This window comes from Bacillus pretiosus (genome assembly GCF_052947655.1).
Genome location: NZ_CM129593.1, coordinates 4,058,703 through 4,085,131 on the forward strand (window position 1 = coordinate 4,058,703; position 26,429 = coordinate 4,085,131).

Annotated in this window: 25 protein-coding genes and 2 pseudogenes; 4 read left to right on the forward strand and 23 right to left on the reverse strand. The window is 36.0% G+C overall.

Features of this window, described 5'->3' with window-relative positions; translation table 11 throughout:
* Positions 1 to 10: 10 nt before the first annotated feature.
* From ACU8YW_RS20795 to gcvT, 8 genes are all read right to left on the reverse strand, one after another.
* The gene (locus ACU8YW_RS20795) at positions 11 to 679 is read right to left on the reverse strand and encodes an ABC-2 transporter permease (RefSeq protein WP_088064400.1); all 669 of its coding nucleotides are present in this window, start codon (positions 677 to 679) and stop codon (positions 11 to 13) included.
* Positions 660 to 1,532, reverse strand: a complete 873-nt coding sequence (locus tag ACU8YW_RS20800; protein WP_426933854.1) for an ABC transporter ATP-binding protein — start codon at positions 1,530 to 1,532, stop codon at positions 660 to 662. The genes ACU8YW_RS20795 and ACU8YW_RS20800 overlap by 20 nt, the downstream gene beginning before the upstream one ends.
* 3 nt (positions 1,533 to 1,535) lie before the next feature.
* On the reverse strand, positions 1,536 to 1,910 hold the full coding sequence (locus tag ACU8YW_RS20805; RefSeq protein WP_001021351.1) for a GntR family transcriptional regulator: 375 nt from the start codon (positions 1,908 to 1,910) through the stop codon (positions 1,536 to 1,538).
* Positions 1,911 to 2,026: 116 nt separating this feature from the next.
* Positions 2,027 to 2,218, reverse strand: a complete 192-nt coding sequence (locus ACU8YW_RS20810; protein WP_000535935.1) for a hypothetical protein — start codon at positions 2,216 to 2,218, stop codon at positions 2,027 to 2,029.
* Positions 2,219 to 2,288: 70 nt separating this feature from the next.
* Positions 2,289 to 2,492 (reverse strand): DUF3929 family protein, encoded by a 204-nt coding sequence (locus ACU8YW_RS20815; protein ID WP_000639158.1) that lies wholly within the window; start codon positions 2,490 to 2,492, stop codon positions 2,289 to 2,291.
* A 362-nt stretch (positions 2,493 to 2,854) separates the two neighbouring features.
* Positions 2,855 to 4,330, reverse strand: coding sequence for an aminomethyl-transferring glycine dehydrogenase subunit 2 (gcvPB, locus tag ACU8YW_RS20820; RefSeq protein WP_000795689.1), 1,476 nt, complete (start codon positions 4,328 to 4,330; stop codon positions 2,855 to 2,857).
* Positions 4,327 to 5,670, reverse strand: coding sequence for an aminomethyl-transferring glycine dehydrogenase subunit 1 (gene gcvPA / locus ACU8YW_RS20825; RefSeq protein WP_000903246.1), 1,344 nt, complete (start codon positions 5,668 to 5,670; stop codon positions 4,327 to 4,329). Before gcvPA ends, gcvPB begins: the two co-directional genes overlap by 4 nt.
* A gap of 20 nt (positions 5,671 to 5,690) precedes the next feature.
* Positions 5,691 to 6,791: a glycine cleavage system aminomethyltransferase GcvT gene (gene gcvT, locus ACU8YW_RS20830; protein ID WP_046956348.1), complete on the reverse strand. Its 1,101-nt coding sequence runs from the start codon at positions 6,789 to 6,791 to the stop codon at positions 5,691 to 5,693.
* 392 nt (positions 6,792 to 7,183) lie between these two features.
* Between gcvT and ACU8YW_RS20835 the strand changes: the two genes are divergently transcribed.
* A complete protein-coding gene (locus ACU8YW_RS20835; RefSeq protein ID WP_046956347.1) occupies positions 7,184 to 8,866 on the forward strand; it encodes a DEAD/DEAH box helicase in 1,683 nt (560 codons plus the stop codon).
* Positions 8,853 to 9,647 carry a YqhG family protein gene (locus ACU8YW_RS20840; RefSeq protein ID WP_001183978.1) on the forward strand — a complete coding sequence of 265 codons (795 nt, stop codon included), beginning with the start codon at positions 8,853 to 8,855 and terminating at the stop codon, positions 9,645 to 9,647. Before ACU8YW_RS20835 ends, ACU8YW_RS20840 begins: the two co-directional genes overlap by 14 nt.
* 36 nt (positions 9,648 to 9,683) lie before the next feature.
* Here ACU8YW_RS20840 and ACU8YW_RS20845 read toward each other — a convergent pair whose 3' ends face one another.
* Together ACU8YW_RS20845 and ACU8YW_RS20850 are read right to left on the reverse strand one after the other, a co-directional pair.
* Positions 9,684 to 9,815 (reverse strand): hypothetical protein, encoded by a 132-nt coding sequence (locus ACU8YW_RS20845; RefSeq protein ID WP_000064661.1) that lies wholly within the window; start codon positions 9,813 to 9,815, stop codon positions 9,684 to 9,686.
* Positions 9,816 to 9,912: 97 nt separating this feature from the next.
* Positions 9,913 to 10,140, reverse strand: coding sequence for a hypothetical protein (locus ACU8YW_RS20850; RefSeq protein ID WP_000032702.1), 228 nt, complete (start codon positions 10,138 to 10,140; stop codon positions 9,913 to 9,915).
* 73 nt (positions 10,141 to 10,213) lie between these two features.
* On the opposite strand from ACU8YW_RS20850, the pseudogene ACU8YW_RS20855 reads away from it, so the two are divergent.
* Together ACU8YW_RS20855 and ACU8YW_RS20860 are read left to right on the forward strand one after the other, a co-directional pair.
* Positions 10,214 to 10,332 (forward strand): annotated as a pseudogene (locus ACU8YW_RS20855) (GTP pyrophosphokinase).
* 140 nt (positions 10,333 to 10,472) lie between these two features.
* The gene (locus ACU8YW_RS20860) at positions 10,473 to 11,105 is read left to right on the forward strand and encodes a VC0807 family protein (protein WP_088064402.1); all 633 of its coding nucleotides are present in this window, start codon (positions 10,473 to 10,475) and stop codon (positions 11,103 to 11,105) included.
* A gap of 67 nt (positions 11,106 to 11,172) precedes the next feature.
* On the opposite strand, the gene ACU8YW_RS20865 is transcribed toward ACU8YW_RS20860, so the two are convergent.
* The 13 genes and pseudogenes from ACU8YW_RS20865 to ACU8YW_RS20925 all read right to left on the reverse strand — a co-directional run bounded on the left by ACU8YW_RS20865 (position 11,173) and on the right by ACU8YW_RS20925 (position 26,262).
* A complete protein-coding gene (locus tag ACU8YW_RS20865) occupies positions 11,173 to 11,373 on the reverse strand; it encodes a YqzE family protein (RefSeq protein ID WP_000106081.1) in 201 nt (66 codons plus the stop codon).
* 38 nt (positions 11,374 to 11,411) lie between these two features.
* Positions 11,412 to 11,909: a shikimate kinase gene (locus tag ACU8YW_RS20870; RefSeq protein WP_137010971.1), complete on the reverse strand. Its 498-nt coding sequence runs from the start codon at positions 11,907 to 11,909 to the stop codon at positions 11,412 to 11,414.
* Positions 11,910 to 12,027: 118 nt separating this feature from the next.
* Positions 12,028 to 12,678, reverse strand: a complete 651-nt coding sequence (locus ACU8YW_RS20875) for a 2OG-Fe(II) oxygenase (protein ID WP_046957539.1) — start codon at positions 12,676 to 12,678, stop codon at positions 12,028 to 12,030.
* Positions 12,679 to 12,852: 174 nt separating this feature from the next.
* Positions 12,853 to 13,224 (reverse strand): competence type IV pilus minor pilin ComGG, encoded by a 372-nt coding sequence (gene comGG, locus ACU8YW_RS20880; RefSeq protein WP_046956345.1) that lies wholly within the window; start codon positions 13,222 to 13,224, stop codon positions 12,853 to 12,855.
* Positions 13,221 to 13,556, reverse strand: a complete 336-nt coding sequence (locus ACU8YW_RS20885; RefSeq protein ID WP_098857146.1) for a ComGF family competence protein — start codon at positions 13,554 to 13,556, stop codon at positions 13,221 to 13,223. Before ACU8YW_RS20885 ends, comGG begins: the two co-directional genes overlap by 4 nt.
* A gap of 512 nt (positions 13,557 to 14,068) precedes the next feature.
* Positions 14,069 to 14,266: pseudogene (locus ACU8YW_RS20890) on the reverse strand (hypothetical protein); the annotation flags it as partial.
* A gap of 72 nt (positions 14,267 to 14,338) precedes the next feature.
* On the reverse strand, positions 14,339 to 15,262 hold the full coding sequence (locus ACU8YW_RS20895) for a collagen-like triple helix repeat-containing protein (protein ID WP_426933855.1): 924 nt from the start codon (positions 15,260 to 15,262) through the stop codon (positions 14,339 to 14,341).
* 45 nt (positions 15,263 to 15,307) lie between these two features.
* Entirely contained in the window at positions 15,308 to 16,363 is a 1,056-nt protein-coding gene (locus tag ACU8YW_RS20900; protein WP_426933856.1) for an N-acetylmuramoyl-L-alanine amidase, read from the reverse strand.
* Positions 16,360 to 16,599 carry a holin gene (locus ACU8YW_RS20905; protein WP_098649165.1) on the reverse strand — a complete coding sequence of 80 codons (240 nt, stop codon included), beginning with the start codon at positions 16,597 to 16,599 and terminating at the stop codon, positions 16,360 to 16,362. Before ACU8YW_RS20905 ends, ACU8YW_RS20900 begins: the two co-directional genes overlap by 4 nt.
* Complete coding sequence (locus ACU8YW_RS20910) at positions 16,599 to 16,835, reverse strand: hemolysin XhlA family protein (RefSeq protein WP_073516187.1); 237 nt, start codon at positions 16,833 to 16,835, stop codon at positions 16,599 to 16,601. Before ACU8YW_RS20910 ends, ACU8YW_RS20905 begins: the two co-directional genes overlap by 1 nt.
* Before the next feature lie 90 nt (positions 16,836 to 16,925).
* Entirely contained in the window at positions 16,926 to 20,909 is a 3,984-nt protein-coding gene (locus ACU8YW_RS20915; protein WP_426933857.1) for a phage tail spike protein, read from the reverse strand.
* Positions 20,906 to 22,396, reverse strand: a complete 1,491-nt coding sequence (locus tag ACU8YW_RS20920) for a distal tail protein Dit (RefSeq protein WP_137012066.1) — start codon at positions 22,394 to 22,396, stop codon at positions 20,906 to 20,908. Before ACU8YW_RS20920 ends, ACU8YW_RS20915 begins: the two co-directional genes overlap by 4 nt.
* 14 nt (positions 22,397 to 22,410) lie before the next feature.
* On the reverse strand, positions 22,411 to 26,262 hold the full coding sequence (locus ACU8YW_RS20925; protein WP_446893996.1) for a phage tail tape measure protein: 3,852 nt from the start codon (positions 26,260 to 26,262) through the stop codon (positions 22,411 to 22,413).
* Between the last annotated feature and the right edge of the window lie 167 nt (positions 26,263 to 26,429).

A 26,429-nucleotide genomic window follows, 5' to 3' on the forward strand; every position in this document is an offset into this window, starting at 1 on the left:
AATTCCTCCCCTACAAATCACGTGCTTCATAAATTTTAATTGTAAGAAACATAGAAACGATATAGACACTAGCTAATATCATTCCTCCAACTATAAGTACACCGATATGCACTGGATTCATAATCCACTCAATGAATGAAGGTGTTGTTTCATCCAATCCATCTCCTATGAATATCCAAGCAATTCCACCAACTGCCATTGATGCTCCTGACACTATACTTCGTGCTATCTTTGACCTTGTAATATAATAACTAGGAAAGAATGTTACAACAAAAAATACGGCGTAAACAGCTCCATTTATTACTTCATACCATGGAATTTCAATGTATAGATTCGGATGATAGGCACCGATATCACCAATGACCACAATGCCTCTTACAAGAAAAACAACTAACATCGTAGAGAGTATGCCAACAACAATAAATATTGCACTGGAAACATATCTAGCAATTATGATATCCTTTCGGCTTACCGGTAAACTATTTATAATAATGTCACTGTTATTCCTTTCATCCATAAAAGTTAACGTCATAACGGAAGAAAGGGTTATAAATAGACAACTCATCGAAAATAACAATTCACCACTTGGATCTAACATAAATAATACAAGAGGCATAATTAGATTCACTAACCACGTTACCCTAAAAAAGAACAAATCTTTATATATGAGCTGACGCACAGGCACCTCTCCCTTTTGCGGTGTAAACGATAATATCATCTAATGTAGGCTTTTCTAGTACAACCTCATTTCCAAACCAATCGATAATTGCTTGTTTATCCTTCGCTAAACCTTCGAAACCAAATTTATTTTTTCGTAATCCAATAAATAATTCTTTTCCTTCTCGGTCTAATAAATCATTACTTCCTTTTACGATTACGTAGTTCTCCATTAGTTCATCTTTCTCACCAGTAAATATAATTTCTCCATCATTGATGAACGTGATATAATCTGCGATGCGCTCTAAATCTGTTGTAATGTGCGTTGAGAATAATACAGATACTTCATCCTCCATTACAATTTCTTGCAAAATATCAAGTAATTCACTTCGAACAACTGGATCTAATCCTGCTGTCGGTTCATCCATAATGATAAACTCTGCGTGATGTGAAAGTGCGATAGCAATCGCAAATTTCATTTTCATCCCTTTTGATAGTTCTTTAATTTTTTTATACTTCGGAACTTGTAATCTGTGCATATACGATTGATACTGCTCTTCGTCCCACTTTTTATATAATGGTGCAATAATACGTTTCATTTGTTCACACGTTAAATCTTCGTAGTAATGATTTTCATCATATACAAAACCAATATTTTGTTTTATTTCCTTTTCAGCTTTCTTATTGTCTTTGCCAAAAATTTTTATATCGCCGCTATCTTTTCGAATTAAATTCATAATCATTTTGATTGTCGTACTTTTCCCTGCGCCATTCGGTCCGACAAATCCCATAATATATCCGCGTGGTAACGTAAAACTTATATTTTTCACTGCAAAATCTTGATAACTTTTACAAACATTTTTTAGCTCTAACATCTCTTATTCCCCCTCATATAAACACGCAATCATCTGCTGTAAATCTTCAAGTGAAAGCTGCAACGCTTTACTTTCATTTACAATCTCTTCCGCTTTACTTTCCAATAGACGAAGCCTTTGTTCTTTTAGTAGTTCATTATTTTTACGTGAAACATAAGTCCCCTTCCCAGCAACAGTTTCTATATATCCTTCTTTTTCAAGCTCCTCGTACGCACGCTTCGTTGTAATTACACTAATTTGTAATTCCTTCGCTAAGCTACGAATAGACGGTAATTGGTCTCCACCCTTTAAACCACCATTTAAAATAAGCTGGCTTAATTGTTTTCTTATTTGTACATAAATAGGGTCTTGGGAAGAATTCGAAATAATAATATTCATGTTTTCCTCCAGTGTGTATATACTGTATATACCTTATATACACAGTATATACACACCATCCTATTTTTGGCAAGAAAAAAAGACCAACATTTTCCTGTTGGTCTTTCGTATATGTATCACTTTTCAAAGCGATCTAACATCTCATCTCTCATTCCGAAACTCACTACCGCAATTCCTACATACATAAACAGAAGGAACGCCGGATGAACTGTGTTGTACCAAGTGCTATCAACAATTAAATAAATCGTTAATGCTACAACAAGAACAAACGCTAAGATAAACATATAAAAGTGTCTTGTACTACCCATAATAAACTCCTCTCTTCTCTCGTCACCATTCAACAGTATATTGTATCGAATAATTCGATATGACTCAAGGTTAACTTTCTGTTATGTAATCAAGTTCCACCTTTACAATGTCCTCACATGCTATTGAAATGATTGTTCCTTTCTTATCAATTGCCGTCACTTCTCTATTATCCATTACACGATGTGCTACTCTTTCTAATACTTTTCCTTGATCTCGATAACAAAATTCTTTTACATCTTTAATCGTTTTTCCGTTTTCTAAATGGTATATCATTCTATAACACCGATATCCCACATTTTCACCCCCAACTTGCTCGTTTTTTCACATATACATAAAAATGAGTCATTCCTATCTCATTGCATCTTCTTAATTTCAATAAAATTCTAACAAAAATAAATACTTTTATCAAACTGACTTTTTCAACAAAATCACCTATGAAACTACTTCTTTACACCATTATGAAACAAAAAATATAAAATTTTAACATTTTCTTCACTAGTTCTGCATAAAGTGAAACTTTAATCAGCGGGGGATTTTTGTTCATCCCCATTGATTATCCGCCCACAAATCGCGGGACAAATTCTCCATACAAAAAAAGAACCCGCATATAGCGAGTTCTTCCTTTTTTATTCTAATTAAACTTGTACAGGAGCTAGCTTTTCATAACGTAAAACTGGTTTACGAGCAGCCAATGTTTCATCCAAACGTTTAATTACCGTTGTATGTGGCGCTTCTTGTACAACTTCTGGATTTTCTTCTACTTCTTTAGCAATTTGAATCATCTTATCAATGAAACCATCTAATGTTTCTTTTGATTCTGTTTCTGTCGGCTCAATCATAATACATTCTTCCACATTTAATGGGAAGTAAATTGTCGGTGGATGGTAACCGAAATCAAGCAGGCGCTTTGCGATATCTAATGTACGTACGCCAAGTTTCTTTTGGCGACGACCTGATAATACAAACTCATGCTTACAATGTCTATCGAACGGAAGATCATAGAATGGTGCTAATCTTCTCATCATATAGTTCGCATTTAATACCGCATACTCCGTTACTGCACGTAGTCCATCTGGACCCATAGAACGAATGTATGTGTATGCACGAACGTTAATTCCGAAGTTACCATAGAATGGTTTTACGCGCCCAATTGCTTCTGGACGATCATAATTAAAGTGATAGCCATTTTCCGTTTTCTCTAAAATTGGTTTTGGTAAGTACGGAATTAAATCAGCTTTCACACCTACTGGACCCGAACCTGGGCCACCGCCGCCGTGAGGACCTGTAAATGTTTTATGAAGGTTTAAATGCACAACGTCAAATCCCATATCTCCTGGGCGCGCTTGGCTTAATACCGCATTTAAGTTTGCACCATCATAGTATAATTTACCGCCTGCGTTATGGACGATTTCTGCCATTTCTAAAATATTTTCTTCGAATAGACCTAATGTATTAGGATTTGTTAACATAAGTGCTGCTGTTTCTTCGTTTACAACACGTTTTAAATCTTCTAAGTCAACAAGACCATGTTCATTTGATTTTACTGTAATTGTTTCAAAACCAGCTACAGTTGCAGATGCTGGATTCGTTCCGTGAGCAGAGTCAGGAACAATTACTTTCGTACGGTTAAAGTCACCATTTGCTTCATGGTATGCACGAATTAACATTAAACCTGTCCATTCTCCGTGTGCACCCGCTGCTGGTTGCAATGTAACAGTATCCATACCTGTAATCTCAATTAAGTGCTCTTGTAAGTCGTACATTAATTCCATTGCACCTTGTACTGTCTTTTCATCTTGTAATGGATGAATATTTGCAAATCCTGCGAAACGAGCTACATTCTCATTAATTTTCGGATTATATTTCATCGTACAAGATCCAAGTGGATAGAATCCAGAATCTACACCGTGGTTACGGTTTGAAAGTGCTGTATAGTGGCGCATAATGTCAAGTTCAGATACTTCTGGTAGCTCTGCATCTTCTACTCGAATATAATCGCTCTCAAACACATCTTCTAGTTTCACTTCTTCTACATCTAATTTTGGTAGGCTATATCCTATGCGTCCTTCTTTACTCACTTCAAAGATAAGTGCTTGGTCTTGGTTCTTCATTGGATAGCCCCCATTTCGTTTACAAGTGTGTCAATTTCCTCTTTTGTACGAAGCTCAGTTACTGCTACAAGCATATGGTTCTCATGCTCTTTATAATCACGGCCTAGGTCGTAACCGCCGATAATATTCTTTTGTAATAATGCATCGTTTACTTCTTTCACTGGACGCTTGCAATCTACAACAAACTCATTGAAGAATGGTCCAGCAAATGTTACAGTGAAGCCTTTCGCTTCAAATTGACGTTTTGCATATTGTGCTTTAGAAATGTTTTGACGTGCCATTTCTTTCACACCTTGTTTACCAAGTGCCGTCATTGCAACTGATGCTGCTAATGCATTTAACGCTTGGTTTGAACAAATGTTAGACGTCGCTTTATCACGGCGAATATGCTGTTCACGTGCTTGTAACGTTAATACAAATCCACGTTTACCATCTGAATCTACAGTTTGTCCAACAAGACGTCCTGGAATTTTACGCATAAATGCTTTCGTTGTTGCAAAGTAACCACAGTGTGGTCCACCAAACTGCGTTGGAATACCAAATGGTTGTGCATCACCGATTACAACATCAGCACCAAATTTTCCTGGTGGTGTTAATGCGCCTAATGATAATGGATTTGAAGAAACGATAAATAATGATTTTTGTTGATGAACGATTTTTTCAATATCAGCTAATTTTTCAACTTGTCCGAAGAAGTTTGGATATTGAACGATTACACAAGCAACTGTATCATCTACTTCACTTTGTAATACGTCTAAATCTGTTACACCATCTTTATGATTAATTTCAACAACTTCAAGATGTTGACCTTTTGCATACGTTTCAAGTACTGCTCTTGATTCTGGATGAACTGCACTAGATACAAGGATTTTCTTTTTGCGAGTATGGCCAGCTGCTAGCATTGCCGCTTCAGCTAAAGCTGTACCTCCGTCGTACATAGAAGAGTTTGCTACATCCATTCCTGTTAATTCACAAATCATTGTTTGGAATTCAAAGATCGCTTGTAATTCCCCTTGTGAAATTTCTGGTTGGTATGGCGTGTAAGCTGTATAAAATTCTGAGCGAGAGATAACGTGATCTACAATTACTGGAGCGTAATGATCGTATACACCTGCTCCTAAGAAAGAAGCGTATTCTTTTAAGTTAGCATTTTTACTAGCCATTTGAGTTAACTCTTTTAAAAGCTCCGGCTCTGATTTTGCTTCTTTAATTTTTAAATCCCCTTTAAAACGAACACTCTCTGGAATATCAGAGAATAACTCATCAATCGTTTGAACGCCGATCGTTTGTAACATTTCTTTTTTGTCTTCTTCTGTCATTGGAAGATAACGATGCAACATGAAATCTACCCCTCTCCCCGTTACTTTGAACGTTTATAAAATGGTGTTGGAACAACTACTGCTTTGACGCGTTTATTACGAATTTCAATTTCTACTTCTGTATCAACTGCTGCGTATTTTACATCAATTAGTGCTAAACCAATGCTTTTCTTTAACGTTGGAGATTGTGTACCACTCGTTACTTCCCCGATTTTTTCTTCTCCAATAAATACAGGGTAATGTGTACGAGGAATTCCACGTTCGATTACTTCAATGCCGACTAACTTACGAGACGCACCGTTTTCTTTTTGCTCTTTTAACGTTTCTTTTCCATAGAAGTCTGCTTCTTTATTTGGTTTTACCGCAAAGCCAATGCCAGCTTCAATCGGTGTAATATCTTTTGATAATTCTTGACCATAAAGTGGTAATGTTGCTTCGAAGCGAAGTGTATCGCGAGCACCTAAACCACATGCTTTTAAGCCTTCTTCTGCTCCAACTTCAAGAAGTTTCTCCCAAAGTTTTGCAGCATCTTCACTCTTACAGTAAATTTCAAATCCATCTTCACCTGTGTAACCTGTACGAGATACAAGTGCTGGAATTCCATCTACAAGAATATCGTTTTTAAATTTAAAGAACTTAATTTCTTTCAAATCTTCTGACACAACTTTTTGTAAAATGCCTTCTGCTTTTGGACCTTGAATTGCAAGCTGTGCAACTTCACTAGAAACATTGACTACTGTCGCATCGCCAATTACATGGCTAGCTAACCATTCGTAATCTTTCTCGATATTTGATGCATTGATTACTAATAAATAGTCTTCTTCACCACGTTTGTAGATTAATAAATCATCTACTGTACCACCATTTTCGTAGCACATAGCTGTATATTGTGCGCCTCCTACCTTTAAGGTAGAAACGTCATTTGTAACAACACGTTGTAAAAATGCTAAACTATCTACACCTTTTACCTCAACTTCTCCCATATGAGACACATCGAACAAACCTGCAGCCGTACGTACAGCTTCATGTTCTTCTTTAATGCTTGAAAATTGAACTGGTAATTCCCAACCACCGAAGTCGATTGTTTTTCCACCATACTTCGCGTATACATCAAATAACGGTGTACGTTGTAATGTAATCATGCTCTCTCCCCCTTATGCTTTGACAAATCAATAAAAGTTGCTCGCCATATCTAAACATTTTCACTCTGAAAAGATAGGATATACGGAATCTCATTATATTTTTTTATGAAAGCGTAAATAAAAAATCACTTTCTTGGATAAAATACGAAAGATTCCACACATTTCACACCATTATCCTAACATTATTCGCTATATTTCATCAATATTCTAGCATAAAAAATAATTTAGAATTTTTCATTCTTAATCTTATTAAATACAATTTTCAAAATTTAGCCCTTTATCTTTGCCTATTCTTTAACTTTCAGCAAGTGTAATAGAGCCTTATTACAAGGCTTATATAATAAAGATTTTTTTAATAATTACTTTAGTTTATAAAAGGTGGGAGAGTCGTAATGAATGTCGATATTTCCGTAGATCGAACGTGGCAAAACAATTTTTTAAATAGAATTAACGAAGATGGTCCTTGGACAAATTGGGATTTATATCATTTAGCTTATAAAACAGAAAAATCGTTACTTGTTCCTACTTTCGATGGATTACAAGCACCGAAGCATTTATCTCATTTCACACCACTTCCTCATCAATTAGAAGTCGCTCAAAATGTCATTGAACAAATGAATGGTAAAGCGATACTAGCAGATGAAGTGGGACTTGGGAAAACGATTGAAGCTGGGCTGATTTTAAAAGAATATATGGTCCGCGGCCTTGTGAAAAAAGTACTTATACTCGTCCCTGCCTCTCTCGTATCACAATGGGCATACGAATTAAATACAAAGTTTTTTATTCCAGCTGTAGCCCAAAAGAAAAGCTACTCGTGGGAACAAGCCGATGTGATTGTATCATCAATTGATACTGCAAAACGTTCACCGCATCGCGATATCGTTTTGAATTTAGAATATGACCTTATTATTATCGATGAAGCACATAAACTTAAAAATAATAAAACAAAAAACTATGAATTTGCACAACGATTAAAAAAGAAATTTTGCTTATTATTAACCGCTACGCCTGTTCAAAATAAGATTGATGAAATTTTCAACCTCGTTTCTTTATTAAAGCCAGGACATTTAGGCAATCAATCCAACTTTGAAGAATATTATGCTTCAAAAAATCGTTCCGCCGAATCTGATGAAGATTTAAAATCTCTTATTAACAAAGTGATGGTCCGAAATCGACGTCATAATACCGGAATTGATTGGCCAAAGAGACATGTACGTACAATTTTTGTTGAGTTTAATGAAGAAGAGCAAGCTTTGTATAATGGTATTGAAAATTGGCGAGGACAAGATGCCTTCACATCTGCTTTCTCATCGTTAACTTTAAAACGGGAAGCGTGTAGTAGTCGTGAAGCTGTTTACTATTCATTAAAAAAACATGTGGAAAAAAGGCAGAAAGAAAATGAGCATTACATAAAAGACCCGCATATTGATGTGCTAATGGACAAAATTAATCATATTCCTTTCAACTCAAAAGCGAATAAAGCACTAGAACTTATAAAAGAAATTGACGATAAAGTCATTATTTTCACTGAATATAGAGCTTCACAAATGTATTTACAATGGTTTTTACAACAACACGGTATTTCTTCCGTTCCATTCCGCGGCGGGTTTAAACGTGGGAAGAAAGATTGGATGAAGGAGCTTTTCCAAAACCACGCACAAGTATTAATTGCAACCGAAGCTGGTGGTGAAGGGATTAACTTACAGTTTTGTAGCCATATGATTAATTATGACTTACCGTGGAATCCAATGCGTCTTGAACAAAGAATCGGACGTATTCACCGTCTTGGTCAAAAGAATGATGTTCATATTTATAACTTAGCTACAAAACATACTGTTGAAGAACATATTTTGAAACTGTTATATGAAAAAATCAATTTATTTGAGCGTGTTATCGGTGAACTTGATGAAATTTTAACGAGAATTAATATGAAAAACATCGACGCACATATTCAAGAAATATTTGCGCAATCAAAAAGCGAAGGAGAAATCCGAATTAAGATGGAAAACTTAACATCTATTATCGACTTCGCGAAACGAAATGAAGCTGAGGTGCAAGGCTATGCAGCAACATGAAATTCATAATTACTTATACAATTTTTTTGAGGCGAATAACTGCGAAATTTTAAAGCGCTCCCCTCATCTATTAGATGTGCAGTTAACAATTGAGATGGATAAATTATTAATGAACCGTCCTTTTTATTGGCACTATCTTGAGAAAACAGGAGGCGTACCGAATCCGATGCGCCTTACTCTTCTTACAAATCCAGAAAGTGAAGAAAGCGATGGTGAGCTTATTCACTACGGTTCACCACGTCTTCATCAAATTTTCCAAACGACAAAAGAATTAGGCTCTTACATACGTTTATATGAGGAAGTACGGCATAGCGGAGCGACACATACACCACTCCATCCTTGGCTCGGTGTAAATATTAAAGTTTCCTATCAATGTGATCGAAAAAAAGACATCCTTCACTCCATTGGGATTCATCTCATTTCTGGCACAATGATTGCAAACTTTCATGAAACATTAGCTAAAATTAAACTTACACCGAAAATACCTGACTTTTGCTTTACGCTCTCGCCTATCATTAAACCGCAAAGCGGTTTACAACGTATAGAGGATGCTTTAAAAAATATTATTGCAGAAGATGACCATACGTGGGCGAAAGAAGCAAGAGTGCGCTGGAATCACGATTTAGATCTTTTAAATCGTTTTTATGAAGAAAGTGATGAACTCCCCGAAAGCTATGAAATTGAAAAACAAGCCTTGCAAGAGCAATATGAACCACGCATTACAGTACAAATTATTAACGGCGGACTCTTTTATGTTACCGCGAATCATTTTCTTTCTTAAAAAGCCCCTTCTGTTTTAGAAGGAGCTTTTTTTGAGTTATCCTCTATCGCCATTACGCTCTTGTTGTTTTTGCTTTGCCATACGTTTTTGATGCGCACGATCCTTTGCGCTCACATGATTAGCATCAGTTGGAAGATTTTCTTTTGAACGACCAATTCCATTACTCATCTTTATCACTCCTTTTTATATCTTTCAAAATACATCCTTATTTTCAGCTAGAGATACAATCCTTATACAAAAAAATAAGAGCAGCCATTGGCTACTCTTACTCACTCACATATTTTTGAAACATATCATGGATGCCTTTATTTACGAGGTTCGAGATCTGCTCGTCAGATTTATTCGGATAACGATCACGCAATCTGATAGATGCCTTCACCATTAAATTTTCTAATACAGAACGGCCACCTTCTCCATAAATAATTTCAGCATACTTAACAAGCCTTCCATCCTCTACTGTTGCTGGATTATGATTGAAGAAAAATTTACTCATTGTCTCCACCTCTCTATTTTGATAACGTTTACATTTATATAGATTATTTATGTTATTTATTTCACAATATTGTATGCATGTATATTTAATTAGTTTCATTATAAAGCAACATATCGATAGTAAATATGTGATTTTCCGTCCATTTTGTGAACAAACCAAAAAAATGAAAGCGTTTCCTTTATTATATACTAAAAAAACTTACTACGCTAGGGGCAATTTTTTCAATCTACTAATCCCTCAAAAAGTGATATATTTTTTCTTTTCCCATTAAACATTATACAATTTTCAGAAATTATATTATAAAATATATGTATGACTTAAGGAGGATTTATATGAATCAAAATAAAAAAGCTATATTAGATCTTGTCTTTTATCTCGTAATCCCATTCCTCATTTGGAAATTTGCAAAACCTTATATCGATCCTTATTACGCGATGTTACTTTCCTCTGTTCCGGGGATTATTTATACACTGTATACCTTTAAAAAAGAAAAACAGTTTAACGTAACAGGATTCTTTATTTTAATTACACTCATTTCTAATACAACGGTAGACCTATTATCTGGATCAGCTGAACGAATGTTATGGAACGATGCGTATTATCACATCGTGCTCGGTATTATCGTTATATGTACCATTTTTATAAAAAAACCACTTATGTTATATTTCGCAGCAGATATTGCCGCATTGCAAGGCCATGACCGTGATAAAAGTCGTGAACTGTATCGTGATAGTCGTATCTATCCAGCACTAAAATATTTAACGCTATTTTTCGGGCTACAATTCATATTAAAAAGCTTCTTAAAAATTTATTTCATCTCTGTTTTCGGTGTAGATGGCTATGGTGAAATGAGAGCGATTATGACCGCTGTTGGATGGGGCATTTCCATTTGTATCGGAATTGGATTTGTTTGGGTAAACAACAAAATACATGCTGTTACAGAAGAAAAAGAATCTGTACAGTAAATGAAAATCCCCTAGTAGCATCATACTACTAGGGGATTTTCATTTTACTACACATATTAAGAAATCGTTAACTTGATTTTTTTCTTTTATTTTTTACGTTTCGATAAAACAAAGCAGCACTAAGCGGCATAACACCAAACCACTTATTCATAAATGGCTCTTTTTCAGCACGGCGTTGTTCTTTCTTTTGTTTACGATCTTCTTTTGGAGCATCCATATACGACACAAACTGCTGTGTCACAAAGCGAACATAATCATTAGTAGACATATTATCATCACCTCTACTTGATTAGTATGTCCACTTTTTTATTCATTAATCTTTTCTTTTAATTCATTCATGATTTGTTTTACCGATTTATTCGTCGTATCGATATGAATATGAGCCTCTTCATATTGAGCTCGGCGCGATTCAAATTTTGCCACAAATGCCTCTATATCTTTCTTCTGAAATAGTGGACGTGTCGTATCTTCACGAAGCCTTTCTGCAATTACATGTGGATCACAATATAAATACACGACAGTTCCATTTTCCTTCATCCACTTTCGGTTTTCCTCTCGCTCAATGATTCCACCACCAGTTGTAATAATTACATTACAACTGGGTAGTGAACGTAACATTTCACTTTCATATTCCCGAAAAGCGATTTCCCCTTCTTCGGCAAAAATATCACGAATTGCCTTCTCTTGCTTCTCTTCAATCTTTTGGTCGGTATCGACAACATCCATATGAAGTTCTTTACTTAATTCTTTTCCAATTGTTGTTTTCCCAGCTCCCATATAACCGGTTATGTATATAGTTTTCATGTTCGTTCCTCTCAATCATCCGTTATTATTTGTTATTATAACGAAAGATTACATTATTTAATAAAAAAACGTTTTGTTCTCCTTGTACAATGAAGAACAAAACGTCACATACACGTTTTTACTTATAAGTGCCTCTTCTCACCCACTGCGTTGCAATCCATTTCTCACCTTTCGTTACAGGTGCCCCTCCATGTAACGTAAGCTCATTTAGTGATTGATCTTGATAAAAATACTCAAAGTATACTGCCATTCCCTTTCTAGGGTGCACAGAAAGATTTAATTTCGGGAAGAACGTTTCTCCGCCTTCTTCTACATCATTTAAGTACATGATAAGCGTACTGATACGATTATTAGCAGCTGATCTACTATGTTCCGCAAAATAATCATAGTGCGCTTTATATTGTTGATCCACTTCATAATTTAAAATGTGCAATCCTTCTCCATGCGCTACAGGAACATTCATGATAGATGAAATTCGTTTTTCAATCTTTACAGTAAGCTCATTGTCTTCCAAAAATGCACCGCTACTCGTTCGAATATCATTTACATCACGTGATGAACCAACTTTAGAACGTTTCATTTTACTTTTAGACAATTCAATCAATTCGTCGCATTCTTCATCACTTAATACATTTCCTAACACGACAATAAGAGGTTCTTCGAATTTTGAAATAATGTGTATTTCCCTATCTTCCGTCATAATTGCATTTCCTTTATGATCAAAAATAGTTTGTTCCTTATTTTCACCTATTTGATTGTTATTTGTCATTTCCCTATTCTCCCTAAAAAATATGTTTGGATAGCTTGAATATATCATATTCTTTCTACCTTTCTCTTTTTTGAGAAAATTTAAACTTTCAATTGTTTTATTTATCCATTTCCTATAAAAAAATAACCTATTTTAAAATAAGAAATTATGGTTTTCATCCGTATATTTTACATGCTATCCTTCTATCCAATCGAATATTTTCTCATCCTTTTTTCTATACCGGAAACTAACCTTGTAGAAAACTTCTTGTTTTATTTTGCACTGCAACGAAACGAGTATAACATCGTTTTCAAAGACGTAATTCCCACTTGCTTCGCCCTTTTCATATTGAAAGAAAAAAGTATCTTCCTTTTCTTTTTGCTGTAAGTCTTTTTTTATATTTGTAATAGATCGATTTAGTAGTTCCTCCAGTACAAACTTTTGCTCTATTTCAATATAAAATTTTTTATCTATAAGCAACATATTCGTTTCGTATACAAAGAACGAAGTTAATAATACAAGAAAAATGATTGTTCCTGGCATCGTAAATCCATCTTGTTTTCTCATATATTTATTTCCATTTCGCTATACCTGACAGCTACACCTTCATATATTTTCCCACTCATATCTTTCACATTTATAAAGAGCAAATGAGGTGTTACTTCATACGAAACCATTTCAACATTTTGCAATATAACTTCTCTTCCGCGCATATTCACTTTTCTTATAAGATGATTATTCAATTTTTCATACGTCACTTCATCTCCAGTGCGAAGACGGAAGCGCAAAAGATTATCTTTATTTTCAGGGACTATTTTTTCTACAAAAGATACTTTACGAAACTCTAACTGTACTTGTCCTATAAATAGATACACCCGTTTTCTTTGCTTTTTTACCATTGCAAATACCTTGTTATATCAGCATTTTTACTCATGACCTTTTTCAAATGTTTTCTATCTTTTTATATAAAGCGGGGCAAAGGTGGGGCATTGCTAAAAAAGAGGGGCAAAAGAGCTGAGTTTACATTCAGCTCTTTTTTATTAAATTGAGGAACAAAAAAACTATATCAAATCACACTTTTAAAATATTGTATAAATTGGTATGATTCACTTAATTTAAGGGGGATTATTATATGAAGATTGTCCAGTCAATATTTAGAGGATTTCGTTTGATCGGGAGGATTGTTAATCCAATACTAAAGGCATTATCTAAAAGTAAATTTTAAATTTCATAAAAATAAAAATCCCCTTCTGCATATGGGCGCGGAAGGGGATTTTTTTCAAATTATTCTATTCGTTCTACAGACACTATTCATAGATAAATAAGAACCGGTGTATATTTACATTAACATTTATAAATACGGAATTCAAGATATAATTATCTACATATAGAATCAGGTAATAATTTTTATTCATAAAACTATTCTTTTGTCAAAAAAACACTTCACATACACATAGGCTTCATTTGCTGTTACATAGTATGCTTTTTCTTTGTTATTGTGCACTTTGTATTGCGGTGAACCATTCACACTTACTTTCGTATCAATATTAAACCCTAAACCTGCATCTACAGAACCAACAACACGCTTACCTACAATAGAAGAATCCACTTTGCAAACTTGTTAGCACTTTCTTTATGAGTAAATTTTCTTCTAAAAAAATGAACTACTTCGTAGCAGGGGTTATATTATATTCACAGCTGTAATTTTGCAAGTTGAAATAGCAAACCTAACGATTGTAGTTGGACTTATAGGTAAAGTACCTATCACTATACCAAGACCAGTTTGTTCCACGTTAAAATCTGTTGCAATAGAACCATTACTTGCTAAAAGATTCACTGTAGAACCGATAAGTGTATCTAGTAATTGTCTAATTGGTCGTTCACGACAATCACATTCGCATCCTGAATCTGCAGGTGGAAGTAATGTTATAGGTGGTCCTGGCGGTAAAAAACCTACCCCTGTTACATCAGAAATATTGACCACGAAGGATGTGACGCCATCTGTAACTGTAACTAAAAAATCATTCACGGAAGTGATAGTAAATAAAAAGAAAAGAGGGGGTACGTTTGGTGTATCTGCAATTGTGCCAAGAATCACAGTTTCCCCAATAAGTTGTTGTAAAACGTTCTGCATAGGTGAAACACAGCAATCACAAAGACAACCTTCAGTTGCTCCTGTTGGGCCTGTCTCTCCTGTTGGACCGGTTATCCCCGTTGAACCTGTTGAACCTGTTGAACCTGTTGCGCCCGTTGGACCGGTTGAACCCGTTGGACCGGTTATCCCCGTTGAACCTGTTGAACCTGTTGGACCTGTTGGACCTGTTGGACCTGTTGCGCCCGTTGGACCTGTTGAACCTGTTGGACCGGTTATCCCCGTTGGACCTGTTGAACCTGTTGGACCGGTTATCCCCGTTGAACCTGTTGAACCTGTTGGACCGGTTATCCCCGTTGAACCTGTTGAACCTGTTGGACCTGTTGCGCCCGTTGAACCTGTTGGTAAAGTAAATGGTGGAATAGAGGGAAGCGTAGGTCCAATTAAATTTGGATCTAATGCATTAGCTTGAAGTACCTCATTTATTTTTTGTATTTCAATTCTATCAAACACATAACTGCCTCCTATAGGTATACTGTATTGTAGTAATATATACGGTTACCTTACATATACATAAACTTCATTTATCGTTATATAATATGTTTTCCCTTTGCTATTGTGTACCCTAAATTGTAATGAACCATCTACATTTACCTTCTCATCAATTGTAAATCCCTCACCTGTATTTACAGTACCAGCAACATCTTTATCCTGCCAAGATGGAACACTGTAAAATCTAAGATTACTCACTTTAGAAACAACTCGTTTACCTACCGATGAATCCACTGTGCTTTTCTTATCGAATTTCACATAAGATGGATCGTTTTTAATCCATTGTTCTCCACCTAAGTTAAGCCATCCGTCTTTTTCTCCCCATACTTGGTACGCCTCCGGCTTGTTTAATTGGCGAATCTTAGAATAACTTGTGCCTGGTCCTTTACGTAAATTAACATTGTATCCCTCGATATAAGTGATACCATCTGTTACAGCAGTTGGAACTTCTGCTGGTTTAGAAGGTTGCTCTGGAACTGAAATATCAGAGTTATTATAGGCACATTGTACATCCGCTCTAAACTGCGCCTCAGAAACACCGTGACTACGTAAGTAGTCTAATGGGTCTTCGTGGTCTGTACCGCCTAAATAATGCGTTACATCGCTATGCGTCCACAATCCCTTTTCTACGCTAATTCCGCGATCACGTAAGATTTTAGCTAATAACTTCACGTATTTATCATAGGAGCGTTTAAATTTCGCGTAATCCGATGTCTCACATAATTCTACGTGTACAAAGCGTTTATTTGCAGCAGGTCCACCGCCATAAGCAATATACTTAGTATCAGCAATTTGAATTGCTTCGTTCCAATCGACTGCGTAGTGAACAAATGCGTTTCTCCATGTACGAGTTTCATACTTTTGAATATTAATAGCTGGAGCTTCTGGAGTTGCTGTACTATGCGCCACAACGCCCTCATAAGCACCAACACCATAACGGTATGGTTGTTTTGGTAAATCAGGAATAATAAGCGTTCTATCAGCAAAAGCACCTGTTGCAAAAGAACCAACAAGTACTAGAATCATAAGAAATGAGATAACGTGTTTCATTTTCTTTTTCATTTAGCATCAACATCCTTTTTCATAATTTTTGTGTGGTCAAATAATCCACTTGCTGATAGTCCAATGATGATTCCTTGAAATACATTTGTTTTGATATTTCCACCAAAAAATAAAACGCCTAGCACAATGCCAAGCGTTAAATTCAATAACGGAACATATTTTGTTTGTAATCCAATTGTTTTTGCGATTTGTGAAAGACCAACAACAATTCCAATCATTACAGCTAAACTAACCATTACATACCACCCCCCTTCAAGAAGAAGGTGAGAGCTGCTCCTACAATTCCACCGACAATAAGTCGTAAAATCCAGGTAGTATTTGCGCTGATTTTATCTAGTTGCTTGTTGATATTATCAATATCTTTCTCGTTACCTGTTGTACGCATTTCCAAACTTTTAACCTCTAACCTTATTTCCTTAATTTCTTGCTTTATTTCTTGAACATCACTTCTTACTTCTTGTAACCCTTCCACTTTGACCACCTCATTTCAAAATAAAAAGAGAGACATCTATTTGTCCCTCTTTTCTTATAAAAGCCGTATTTTGCGAAAATAAAAAACAGCTTATAACTGCTGCTCTGGTTTCTCATTTATTAATTTTTGAACTAATAATTGTTCTAACACTTCAATTCTACGGTTCATCTGCTCCATATTCGTCGTGTGTCTCTCTTCTAATGCTTTAATTTCTTCATCATGCTTAACTTCCAATTCCTGTAAAGCTTTGATTGTAAGTGACGAATATGAGTATAAGTGAATCCCTTTACCACTTTCATCAATAAATGATTCATCACATTCATCTACAATTGCCCCGTAGTATGTTTTAATATCTTCTGTTGTCAATGGTGGCTCATTAGGATCTCTCTCTTCTCTCATTTTATAAAGCTCGTTTACTGCATTCTTATAGTTAAATTGTCTCACTCGTACATTCCTGATTTTTTCTAGGGCGGAAAAAGAAACATCACGAATGTTAGATTTATATTCCCGTAATGAAGGGCTCATAAAATTACCTTGAACAGAACCCCATCCATTCTGAGTAACAGGTGACTTGACTTGAATGATACCTGTATATCCTGCTGCACGGCTATTACGTAAAGTGATGTTAGGTAGTCTTAAATCAGAATCTGTACTATTATCTTCAACGACTAACGAAGTTTGATATAACCCCGGTTTTCCCCGTCTAAAATACCAACTCCCATTACCAGCATAAAAAACATGGTAATCATTAGCATTTAGAACACTTAGTCCGTTTCTTTGCAACTCCCAGTACACAGATTTTTGGACTGTACCATCAACTATGCCATCGCTAATACCAATGCTCGCATACGCCCCTGACCATCCTGCACCTGCTTGAGACATAAATAAAGCGCCTGCTGGAGCGCTAGTCTTTTCATCTGTTCCTAAAATAAAAGTTGGTTGTACTGAACCATCTGTTCTTCTGTAATGTCCTAGAAATGATCTAGCAACCCCTTTTTCATAGAGACGTATAAATTGGTCATCTAAGCTTACGTAGTTATCTGTATTTGATGTTCTAATTTGGCAACCACTTAGCATTCCCGCTTTAATCCACTCAGCATTAACTTTACCAACTAAATCTATTCGTGCGGCATTTAACTTAATGTTTTCTTTACTCATGTTAAAAGCTGCGATTACATCATTTTCTTTTACAGATATGCTAACGCCCTTTTCTGTTATTTGAAGGCGTGATTCCATATCTCTTACATAGGAATCTGCAGCAAATTGCCCATCTGCTTGCGTCTTCGTATATACTTCTGTCTTTTTTGCTGCGGCATTGATACCCTGTTCATTGATAGTGAAACGGTTATCAATCAGAGTCATCTTCTGGTTAAATTGTTCAGTTGCAAGCTTATTGGCTAATTCATTTAATAAATCTTGTTTATTTTTATCAACTGTTTGTTTCAAATCAGGTATCTTAAAATCAGCAACATAATCCTCTACTTGTTTAAGTTCAACTTTTGCCCCGATTGCTGTTGCCTGCTGTTCAAGTTTTGTATTTGCTTCAGTAAGCTTTTTTCCTTGATCAGATACTACATTGTTTAAATTACTTACGGTAGAAGATAATCCAGTTGCTGTTTGCTCCACATTACTCATGCGTTTTTCAAATTCAGCTTGGCTATTTTGGACATTTGTTACAGTGGTTTTTACACCATCCACACTTTTTTCAATCTCGGTTGTTTTCTTAGTGAAATCTACAGTGGAAACTTGTTCTTCTGGCGCTGGTGACCAAGTAGAAAATACAGTGCCTTCAGCTAATTTCGTACCTGTAATGAATACTTCTCCTTCATTCTCTTTCTTTTTTGCAGTTCCAAAATAAATACGAGCTTCATTAGTTTTAAATTCTACTTCTAGTTTAAAATGGTGCCATTTCCCATCAGATAAACTTTTCGGTAAATCAACAATCTTATAAGTAGATGAAGTGCTACCATCACGAACTCCTAGCGCCATTGTTACATTACTCGATTTTAAGAATGCAGATAAAATATACTTACCAGGGCTAACTTTAATATCTCGCAAAAACCAAAGGTCAGCTACGTTATTTTTTCTTGTTAATTTTGCCATGTATTCAAACTCTGGTATATCTACTGCTTTCTCTACAATTCCATTGCCACTCTGCTGATCCCAAACTGTCCATCCTGACGTATTACCTGTATAAAAATTTGAGTTGGGAATTAAATTCCGCTCCGCCACCTTAGCATCATTATTTTTCTGTTCTATGCTCTCTAACTTCTCACTGATTTCCCCAGCTTTTTCTGTGATCTCAGTTGTTGTTTTCTTTAAATCGTTTGTTGTTTGCTGTACATCCGAAATCGTCTTTTTCGTACCCTCCACAGTAGACTCAACTGTATTTAATTTATTACTAATTTCAGTATCTTTTTTCGTTAACGATTCAATAGAAGTTTTAAATCCACTTGAATCTTGTTCAAACTTAGTTACTTTCTTATCGATTTCACCTTGTTTATTTTCGATATTAGAAATTGTACGGCTGACACCTTGTAAGCCTTCCTGTACTTTGTTAAACTGTCCTGTTGCTTGATTCTGTGCTTCTTGAACCTTTTGATTTAACTCTGTTTTTGTGGTTTCGATATCTTTATTAACCTGATCTAATGTTTCTTTTTTTACAGATTCAACATCGGGTACAACCGATTCCCACGCTGTACCTGTCCATATTTTTAAAATACCGGGCTTTCCGTTACTAATATCACGCCAAAGCGTTTTATAAGGTTTCAGTCCTGTTGTCGGTGGATTCTTGGATTCTATAATTTCAACGGTATTATTTTTAATATTCTCTTGTACTTTTTCAGCCAGTGCTTTTGCTGCTTCTGACTCCTTCTTTGCATTACTAGCGGTTTCGTTAGCTTCTTGAACTAATTTATCTAGCTGATCTATCATTTCTTGTTTATTGCCAAGTGAACTAAGGATACGATTGTAAATCTTTCGTAGCTCTTCATTTTGATTAACTATCTCACGATAGTCACCAAATACATATTTATCTTGTGTAGGATCAGTAAATGATTCATCACCAGCTATAACACGAGCTTCTAAGTACAATTTAGGTGTAAATCCTGTATCTTTAATTTTAATTGTATCGCCTTCGTTAATTAATTCGTGTTCTAGGCCGAAAATACGACCAATCGATTGTGCTTCCACTTCATAAGAGATTGAGGAATTGACACGTTTTTTCAATTCTATTTCCATAAGCGTCAATAAACGTTTTGGAGTCATGTCTAATTCTTCTGTTTCTGGTGTATAAAAACCGAATTTATGTTGTCCGTGTTCATTCCATCTTTGAAACGCATCTGCATCTACGATATAGGGTAGACCTTTATTAATGCTTTCAATAGTGATTACTTTGTCACCTTCACCTTTTACAAATCCAACTAAAGCAGAGCAAATATTACGTGTATGTTCAATACGCGTAACACCGACTAAATCTTTTCCTAACTCTATTTCTTTGCCTGTATCATGCCCACGTTTTTGGATCATATCTACATACCAACCGATGATTCTTGAACCTTTAATCTCAACACGATATCGAATTTCCAGTTTAAATAAAGATGCAATCTTCTTTAAAAAAGTGAGTGGGTCAATATATTCATCGATGGTCATTGTATGAAATCCAGCATATTCAGTAATTCCGCGTTGCCACTTCATACCTAAGAGTGCTAAATCAATAAACTCATTAACCGTCTTACTCTCTATCCGTTGTGGTTTTATAATCCCTGATTTAGCAATTTGAACCCAAGCTCCTGAAGCATATGTGGTAATAGATCGTTTATCAGAACTGTTCTCAATCTCTGTAATAACATATGGGACAATCCTTCCGTCGCGAACTTCTTTTAAAACAAGATTCTGTTGTTGTAACGTAACTGCATGGTCTGTTCCATCAAAAGCGGTGAAATCCAACGTGTCAACATTATTTTTAAGTTCCCAATGCCGTTTGTCATCCCAATAGTCCTCTGGCTGGATAGCTGCGACGATTTGATCCGTTTTAAAATCCACAACATGCAAAATCCCGCTTGGTGTTCTCATCTATATCTCTCCCTATAACTGATTGTTGCGTTTACATCTGGCGGCATAATATCGATACGATTGTCACCACGTATTATGACAGGAAAATTACTAAAGATTTCTTTTATATTGATTGCATTCTTCCCGTTGATTGTGACAAGACTTTTCTCAGTATCGATAACAATTTTATCTCCAGTATCAAAGATATATGGTTGTGCATTAGATGGAACTTTGTTTACCTTCCAAAATTTCAAATCATCAATTTGTATTTCGTTAACAGGCTGGTGATTATCCCACTTGCAAATTGCAATCATAACTTGTGCAATTTTACGTTCTGTCATTGGATTTCCCGTTTCATCAATCCAACGTTCTACAAGCGAAGCGCCATCTTTTTCTGTACCATCTATAAACTTAGCCACATATACAGACCACACCTTACCCCGCCTAGCGATACGCAAACGCCCACGGAATTGGTTAAATGTAGTCGAATAATATCCACTTGTATCAACTAATTTTCGAAAACTATTGGGTGTTCCGCTATTTCCAATTTTCATATGTGCCCTTGTAATTTCAGCAGTCGCATATAGATCATTCATATTGATGCGGGATACCACATTACTAGCCTCATCTAGAAGAAGAACTTCAACACGACCCATTTCACCTATATTTTTGGACTTTAAAGTCATCCATGCCTCCATTTCAAAGTCTTGTAATGGGCCGCCCGGAATGTTTTTCTTGGCTATAGCACCGTAGAACCCTACCTCTTTTCCATAATCTTCGCAATATAGTGCATAACCCCCCCTCGATTTAAAACTACCTGTCCCTTTCATATCATCGAATTGTCCAGTAACAGGTGTCCATCCTATAGGAGTAGCCATTTCATCCCACATGACTCTCTCTCGTTCTTGTACCGTGGTTTCTTCCACAGTCAGAGGGTAGCCTATTCTGAAATAATCACGATTATGCGGATACTCTCCAAACCATACATCTAAAAAGGTACTTGGTTTTTTCACCGTCATTTCAATTAACGCTGGAGCTTCTACACTTCCTTTATTAGTAAAATAAGAAGTTGTTTCTGTAGACCACTCTTGCGTAAATTTGTGAGTATTGATTTTCCCTAATTTATACGGCATTGGACAAACAAAAGTAATAACACCTCTACCTCTATTGACTATTTCGTCCAAATCGACAGAACCATCAATTAATGCTAAATAAGTCCTGTCTAACTCATCATCAAAAATAAGTTCAGCGGGTTGCTCTGTATATAACCAATCCGCTAAATCTTCTTTTAACTTTTGCAAATCAGCCATATCTTTTGCTGCCTTAATTACAAGAGGAACATCAATGCGACGTTCCTCCGTTTCTGTATTAAGTAAAAGAGCCCCTGCGCGATGAGGGACTCTTACTAATCTTCTTTTTAATGGAGCCCATGAAGGACGTTTTCTTCCAACTAGCATTTGAATATAATCTTTTCTAATATTATTAAAAGTAAAATTGAGTTTCCCCAACGTGCTTTCCCCCCTTAAAATTCCGATTTTCTTTTTTGTTCACGATCTTGAAGCTTTGTAGTATAAGTATAACTACCATTTGCAAGCTCTTTTCCATCTAAAACATTGGTCATGTTTACAGTTAACTTCAGTTCTTGTTCTCCATCTGGTCTATTTGGGAATATTGTTTTTGCTGTAGGTGAATTGTTATAAGATAATTGCGGTTGTGCATATCCGTTGAAATCGCCAAAGTTATTACGCGGGATACTATATTGATTTGTTTGGAAGCCAAAATCAAAAACAGATGGCATATTCCCCATCTGCTTCTTAACGGTTCCGACTACATTTTTTGCTGCATCGACAACAAACCGTTTCCCTTTATCCATACCAACTCCAACACCTTCTGGAACCGCACTACCAACGGGTATCATTACTTTCGATGGACTGTTTATTTCAAGAGCCCCTGAAATGGTGTTTTTTATCTCGCTTGCAATTCCAGCCGCTTTACTAAATAAACCACCAGATGCATCATCGATACCTCTTCCAAGTCCTTCCAGAATACTCTTGCCTATTGAATAAAGATTGATTGTACTGAAGAATTTTTCAACTGTATTCCACTTATCTTCAATACCGCTTTTTATTTCTGACATCTTATCTAAAACAGCTTTTTTCTTTTCTTCAAATTTCCTTGAAACTGTATTTTTTATTTCTTCTACTTTATTGCTGGCTGCATTTTTCATTTCGTCATATTTGTTGGAAATATCCGAACCCATTTCTTTCATTTTTCGAACAACATCATCTTTCATAACTTGATATTTTGACTTTACTTGACCAGTCTCCCAATCTACCTGATTAGCATGTTCACCAGCTTGCGCCTGAGCTTCGCTTACGATTTCTCGATGTTTATCTCTTGCTGTGGAAACTGTGCTATCATATTGACGTTTTGCTTCTGCAATAATTGCATTGGCTTCTTCAGCGTTAATGGTTTTATTTTCATCTCGTTGTCGAATTGCTTCTGCAATTTTATCGTCACGAGTTTTCTTAGCATCTGCTATAACTTTATCTCTAGTTTCTGCACTATGTTGAACAACTTCAGCTGCTTGTCTAGCTGATATCTCACTAGCTTGCACTCGCATATTTTCAAGAATAACCTTTTGTTCCATTTGATTTTTAGACATATGCTCTACAGCAACTCTGTCCATTTCATCCTGTAATGCCTGTAAAGAAATACGTTCGGATGTTGTTAATTCTCTATTTTCCCTAGCTGCCGTTTGTAGGATTTCTTTAATTTTGTTTTCTTTTTCTTGTGTTTTTAGCTTTTCTTGCTCGTAATGTTGATTCATTTGTTCAATCCGCTTATTTTCTTCTTCCGCGGTTAATACATAAGAATCCGCAAAAAACTTTTTAAGTCCTTCAACTTCTTTTTGTTGTCTTGCATTTGTTTTTTCTATAATCGTGTTACCTAACTTGTCATATTGACCAATTAACTTTTGTGACTGTTCTTCTGTTATCACTTCATGATTCAATCTAATTTCAGTTAACTTTTGTCTAATGCCATCAGACAACTTGAAATACTCGCCAAGAACTTTCTTTGTCGATGAGCTTACTTTCCCTTCTGTATTCGTAGCAAAACGATCTACTGAAGCGATACTGTCTTCAGTTGCTTTTTGATATGCTTTATATGCAACAACTCCAGTTCCGATAAGAGCGGCTGCTACTAGACCGATTGGGCCTGTTAAAACGGCAAGCGCACTTCCTAGGAATCCAACTGATCCAGCCGCAATTCCAGCAATCCCACCAATTGGTGCCAATGCTAAAGATAAAGCGCCAATTCCTGAAACAACCATTCCAACTGCTCCAAGAAATATTCCTATAGCTGTTACAATGGCCGTTATAGCAAGAACGATACCGCCTGTAATTGCAATTGCCTTTTGTACTGGACCAGGTAATGCATTAAAGCCATCCACAAGTTTCTGTAATCCAGCAACAAAAGCACTAACCACAGGGGCAAGCGCGTCACCAATTGTCTTTTTCATTGTATCGAATGCTCCACTCAATTGTTCAATACGACCTTTCAAAGTGTTCATTTTCGTATTAGCGGTTTCTAAAGCAGTTACTTTAGACATCTCACTATACATTTTATTTACACCTTGTGCGCTTTCATTAAACAAAATTGTCGCACCACGGACTGCATCCGAACCGAATAACGTTTCTAAAGCCATGCTTCGTTGTTGATCTGTTAAATCTTTCATGGATTCATGAAGAATTCCTGATATATTCTCTAAACTTTGGATTTTCCCTTGTTGATCGTAAAATTTTGATGATAAGAAAGCCGAACTAGTTGCTAACTCACGGAATGTAGTATCACATTTATCATTCCATTTCGTTACACCTTCTGTTTTCATTACATATTTTTCTAAAGCAACTTCTATATCCCCTACATTTCTGGAGGCTGGTTGGATGCCATTTTTAACCAAGAAATCAAAACCAGCTTGTGCATTGTATGTGATTAAACCCAAATCTTTCATTTTGTTATACGCTTCCTTAGTTGATGGATTTAACCTCATAAGCATAGTTTTCAACGAAGTACCTGCATCCGAACCTTTTAAACCATTTTGAGCGAATACCGCTAAAGCTGTTGATGTATCTTTAAATGTCATACCTGCTCCTGCTGCAACTGCTGCAACTGCTGATAAACCGTATTTCAGTTCATGTACATCAGTCGCTGATGCGTTAGCTGCACCTGCAAGTAAGTTAGCTGCATCCGTAACGCTTAAACCATCCTTTTTAAATGCATTTAAGGCGGTTGAAGCAATTTCAGCTGCTTCTCCTAGTTCTAATTCACCTGCGGCTGCTAAATTTAGGGCTCCTTCTAATCCACCATTGATAATATCCTTTAAACTAACCCCAGCTTTGATTAATTCTTCAATCCCTTTTCCGGCTTCTACAGAAGAATATTTCGTATCTTCTCCGTATTTAACAGCTAATTCGGAGAGTTTACTCATTTCTTGTCCTGTTGCACCAGATACTGCTTTTATGTTAGCCATCTGTTGTTCAAAGTTCATGGATTCTTCCACAGCTGATTTCAGACCTCGACCAATTGCATAAGTCATACCACCGAATACCATGCCGATCTGCATTCCGGCATTTTGCAAATGATTACCTAATGTCTCCATACGATTACCAAAGTTCAATAGACGATTACCTTGCTGCTCTAATTCTCGATTTGACTGTTGTAATCCATTTTCGAATTGATTAAGTTCAGCCGTTGCCCGATGAATTTGTTCGGCATATCGTTGCGCTGACTGACTCGCTTCGCCTTCTTCTGTTTTGGCACGATTGTAAGCCTGTTGAAGTTCCCTAATCTTCTCCTTTTGCTTATCTACCATTCTAGTTAAAACATCTACTTTAGCGCGGGTTTGTTCAGTTGCATTAGAAAAACCGCCCATACCGGATGTAATAGACTGGAATTCAGCTTGTAGAGACTTTAAAGAATTGTTTAACTTATCAATTCCCTTTTGTTCAGCTTGCTTATTTACTTGCTTTAATTCATTTTCAAATCTATTTAAATCTGCAACAGCCTTATTAACTTGTGAAGCGTATCGTTGTGTTGCTGCATCATTTTCACCTAATTTAGCCTTATTCTGATCATAAGCTTGCCGTAACGCTTTAACTTTCTCTTTTTGCGCGTCAATGAGCCTGCTTAAAGTATCCATTTTTGCTTGTGTTTGTTGGCTAGCACTAGCGAAACCGCCCATACCTGTACTTACAGATTTCAATTCATTCTGTAATGTCTTTACTGCACGTCCTGAATTTGCAATGCCTTGACGGAAATTAACATTATCAAGCGAAAGTCTAACTACTAAATTATTCATTTCATTCGCCAATGTCTCACCCCCTTGCTAGATAATATTTTCGGCTGGCACTTCAATCTCGTTTGAATTTTGGCTTCCATCATTTGAATTACCTTGTTCACGACTTTTCTGATTCAACCGTAAATAATGCCAAATATCCATTTCGTTATCGATATGATGGTGTTTATATCCCTGACGTA

Excerpts from the sequence above, each read along its gene's own strand:
- ACU8YW_RS20800 (WP_426933854.1), bottom strand. The coding sequence starts at position 1,532 with ATGTTAGAGCTAAAAAATGTTTGTAAAAGTTATCAAGATTTTGCAGTG.
- ACU8YW_RS20805 (WP_001021351.1), bottom strand. The coding sequence starts at position 1,910 with ATGAATATTATTATTTCGAATTCTTCCCAAGACCCTATTTATGTACAA.
- ACU8YW_RS20810 (WP_000535935.1), bottom strand. The coding sequence starts at position 2,218 with ATGGGTAGTACAAGACACTTTTATATGTTTATCTTAGCGTTTGTTCTT.
- ACU8YW_RS20815 (WP_000639158.1), bottom strand. The coding sequence starts at position 2,492 with ATGATATACCATTTAGAAAACGGAAAAACGATTAAAGATGTAAAAGAA.
- gcvPB (WP_000795689.1), bottom strand. The coding sequence starts at position 4,330 with ATGAAGAACCAAGACCAAGCACTTATCTTTGAAGTGAGTAAAGAAGGA.
- gcvPA (WP_000903246.1), bottom strand. The coding sequence starts at position 5,670 with ATGTTGCATCGTTATCTTCCAATGACAGAAGAAGACAAAAAAGAAATG.
- gcvT (WP_046956348.1), bottom strand. The coding sequence starts at position 6,791 with ATGATTACATTACAACGTACACCGTTATTTGATGTATACGCGAAGTAT.
- ACU8YW_RS20835 (WP_046956347.1), top strand. The coding sequence starts at position 7,184 with ATGAATGTCGATATTTCCGTAGATCGAACGTGGCAAAACAATTTTTTA.
- ACU8YW_RS20840 (WP_001183978.1), top strand. The coding sequence starts at position 8,853 with ATGCAGCAACATGAAATTCATAATTACTTATACAATTTTTTTGAGGCG.
- ACU8YW_RS20845 (WP_000064661.1), bottom strand. The coding sequence starts at position 9,815 with ATGAGTAATGGAATTGGTCGTTCAAAAGAAAATCTTCCAACTGATGCT.
- ACU8YW_RS20850 (WP_000032702.1), bottom strand. The coding sequence starts at position 10,140 with ATGAGTAAATTTTTCTTCAATCATAATCCAGCAACAGTAGAGGATGGA.
- ACU8YW_RS20860 (WP_088064402.1), top strand. The coding sequence starts at position 10,473 with ATGAATCAAAATAAAAAAGCTATATTAGATCTTGTCTTTTATCTCGTA.
- ACU8YW_RS20865 (WP_000106081.1), bottom strand. The coding sequence starts at position 11,373 with ATGTCTACTAATGATTATGTTCGCTTTGTGACACAGCAGTTTGTGTCG.
- ACU8YW_RS20870 (WP_137010971.1), bottom strand. The coding sequence starts at position 11,909 with ATGAAAACTATATACATAACCGGTTATATGGGAGCTGGGAAAACAACA.
- ACU8YW_RS20875 (WP_046957539.1), bottom strand. The coding sequence starts at position 12,678 with ATGACAAATAACAATCAAATAGGTGAAAATAAGGAACAAACTATTTTT.
- comGG (WP_046956345.1), bottom strand. The coding sequence starts at position 13,224 with ATGAGAAAACAAGATGGATTTACGATGCCAGGAACAATCATTTTTCTT.
- ACU8YW_RS20885 (WP_098857146.1), bottom strand. The coding sequence starts at position 13,556 with ATGGTAAAAAAGCAAAGAAAACGGGTGTATCTATTTATAGGACAAGTA.
- ACU8YW_RS20900 (WP_426933856.1), bottom strand. The coding sequence starts at position 16,363 with ATGAAAAAGAAAATGAAACACGTTATCTCATTTCTTATGATTCTAGTA.
- ACU8YW_RS20905 (WP_098649165.1), bottom strand. The coding sequence starts at position 16,599 with ATGGTTAGTTTAGCTGTAATGATTGGAATTGTTGTTGGTCTTTCACAA.
- ACU8YW_RS20915 (WP_426933857.1), bottom strand. The coding sequence starts at position 20,909 with ATGAGAACACCAAGCGGGATTTTGCATGTTGTGGATTTTAAAACGGAT.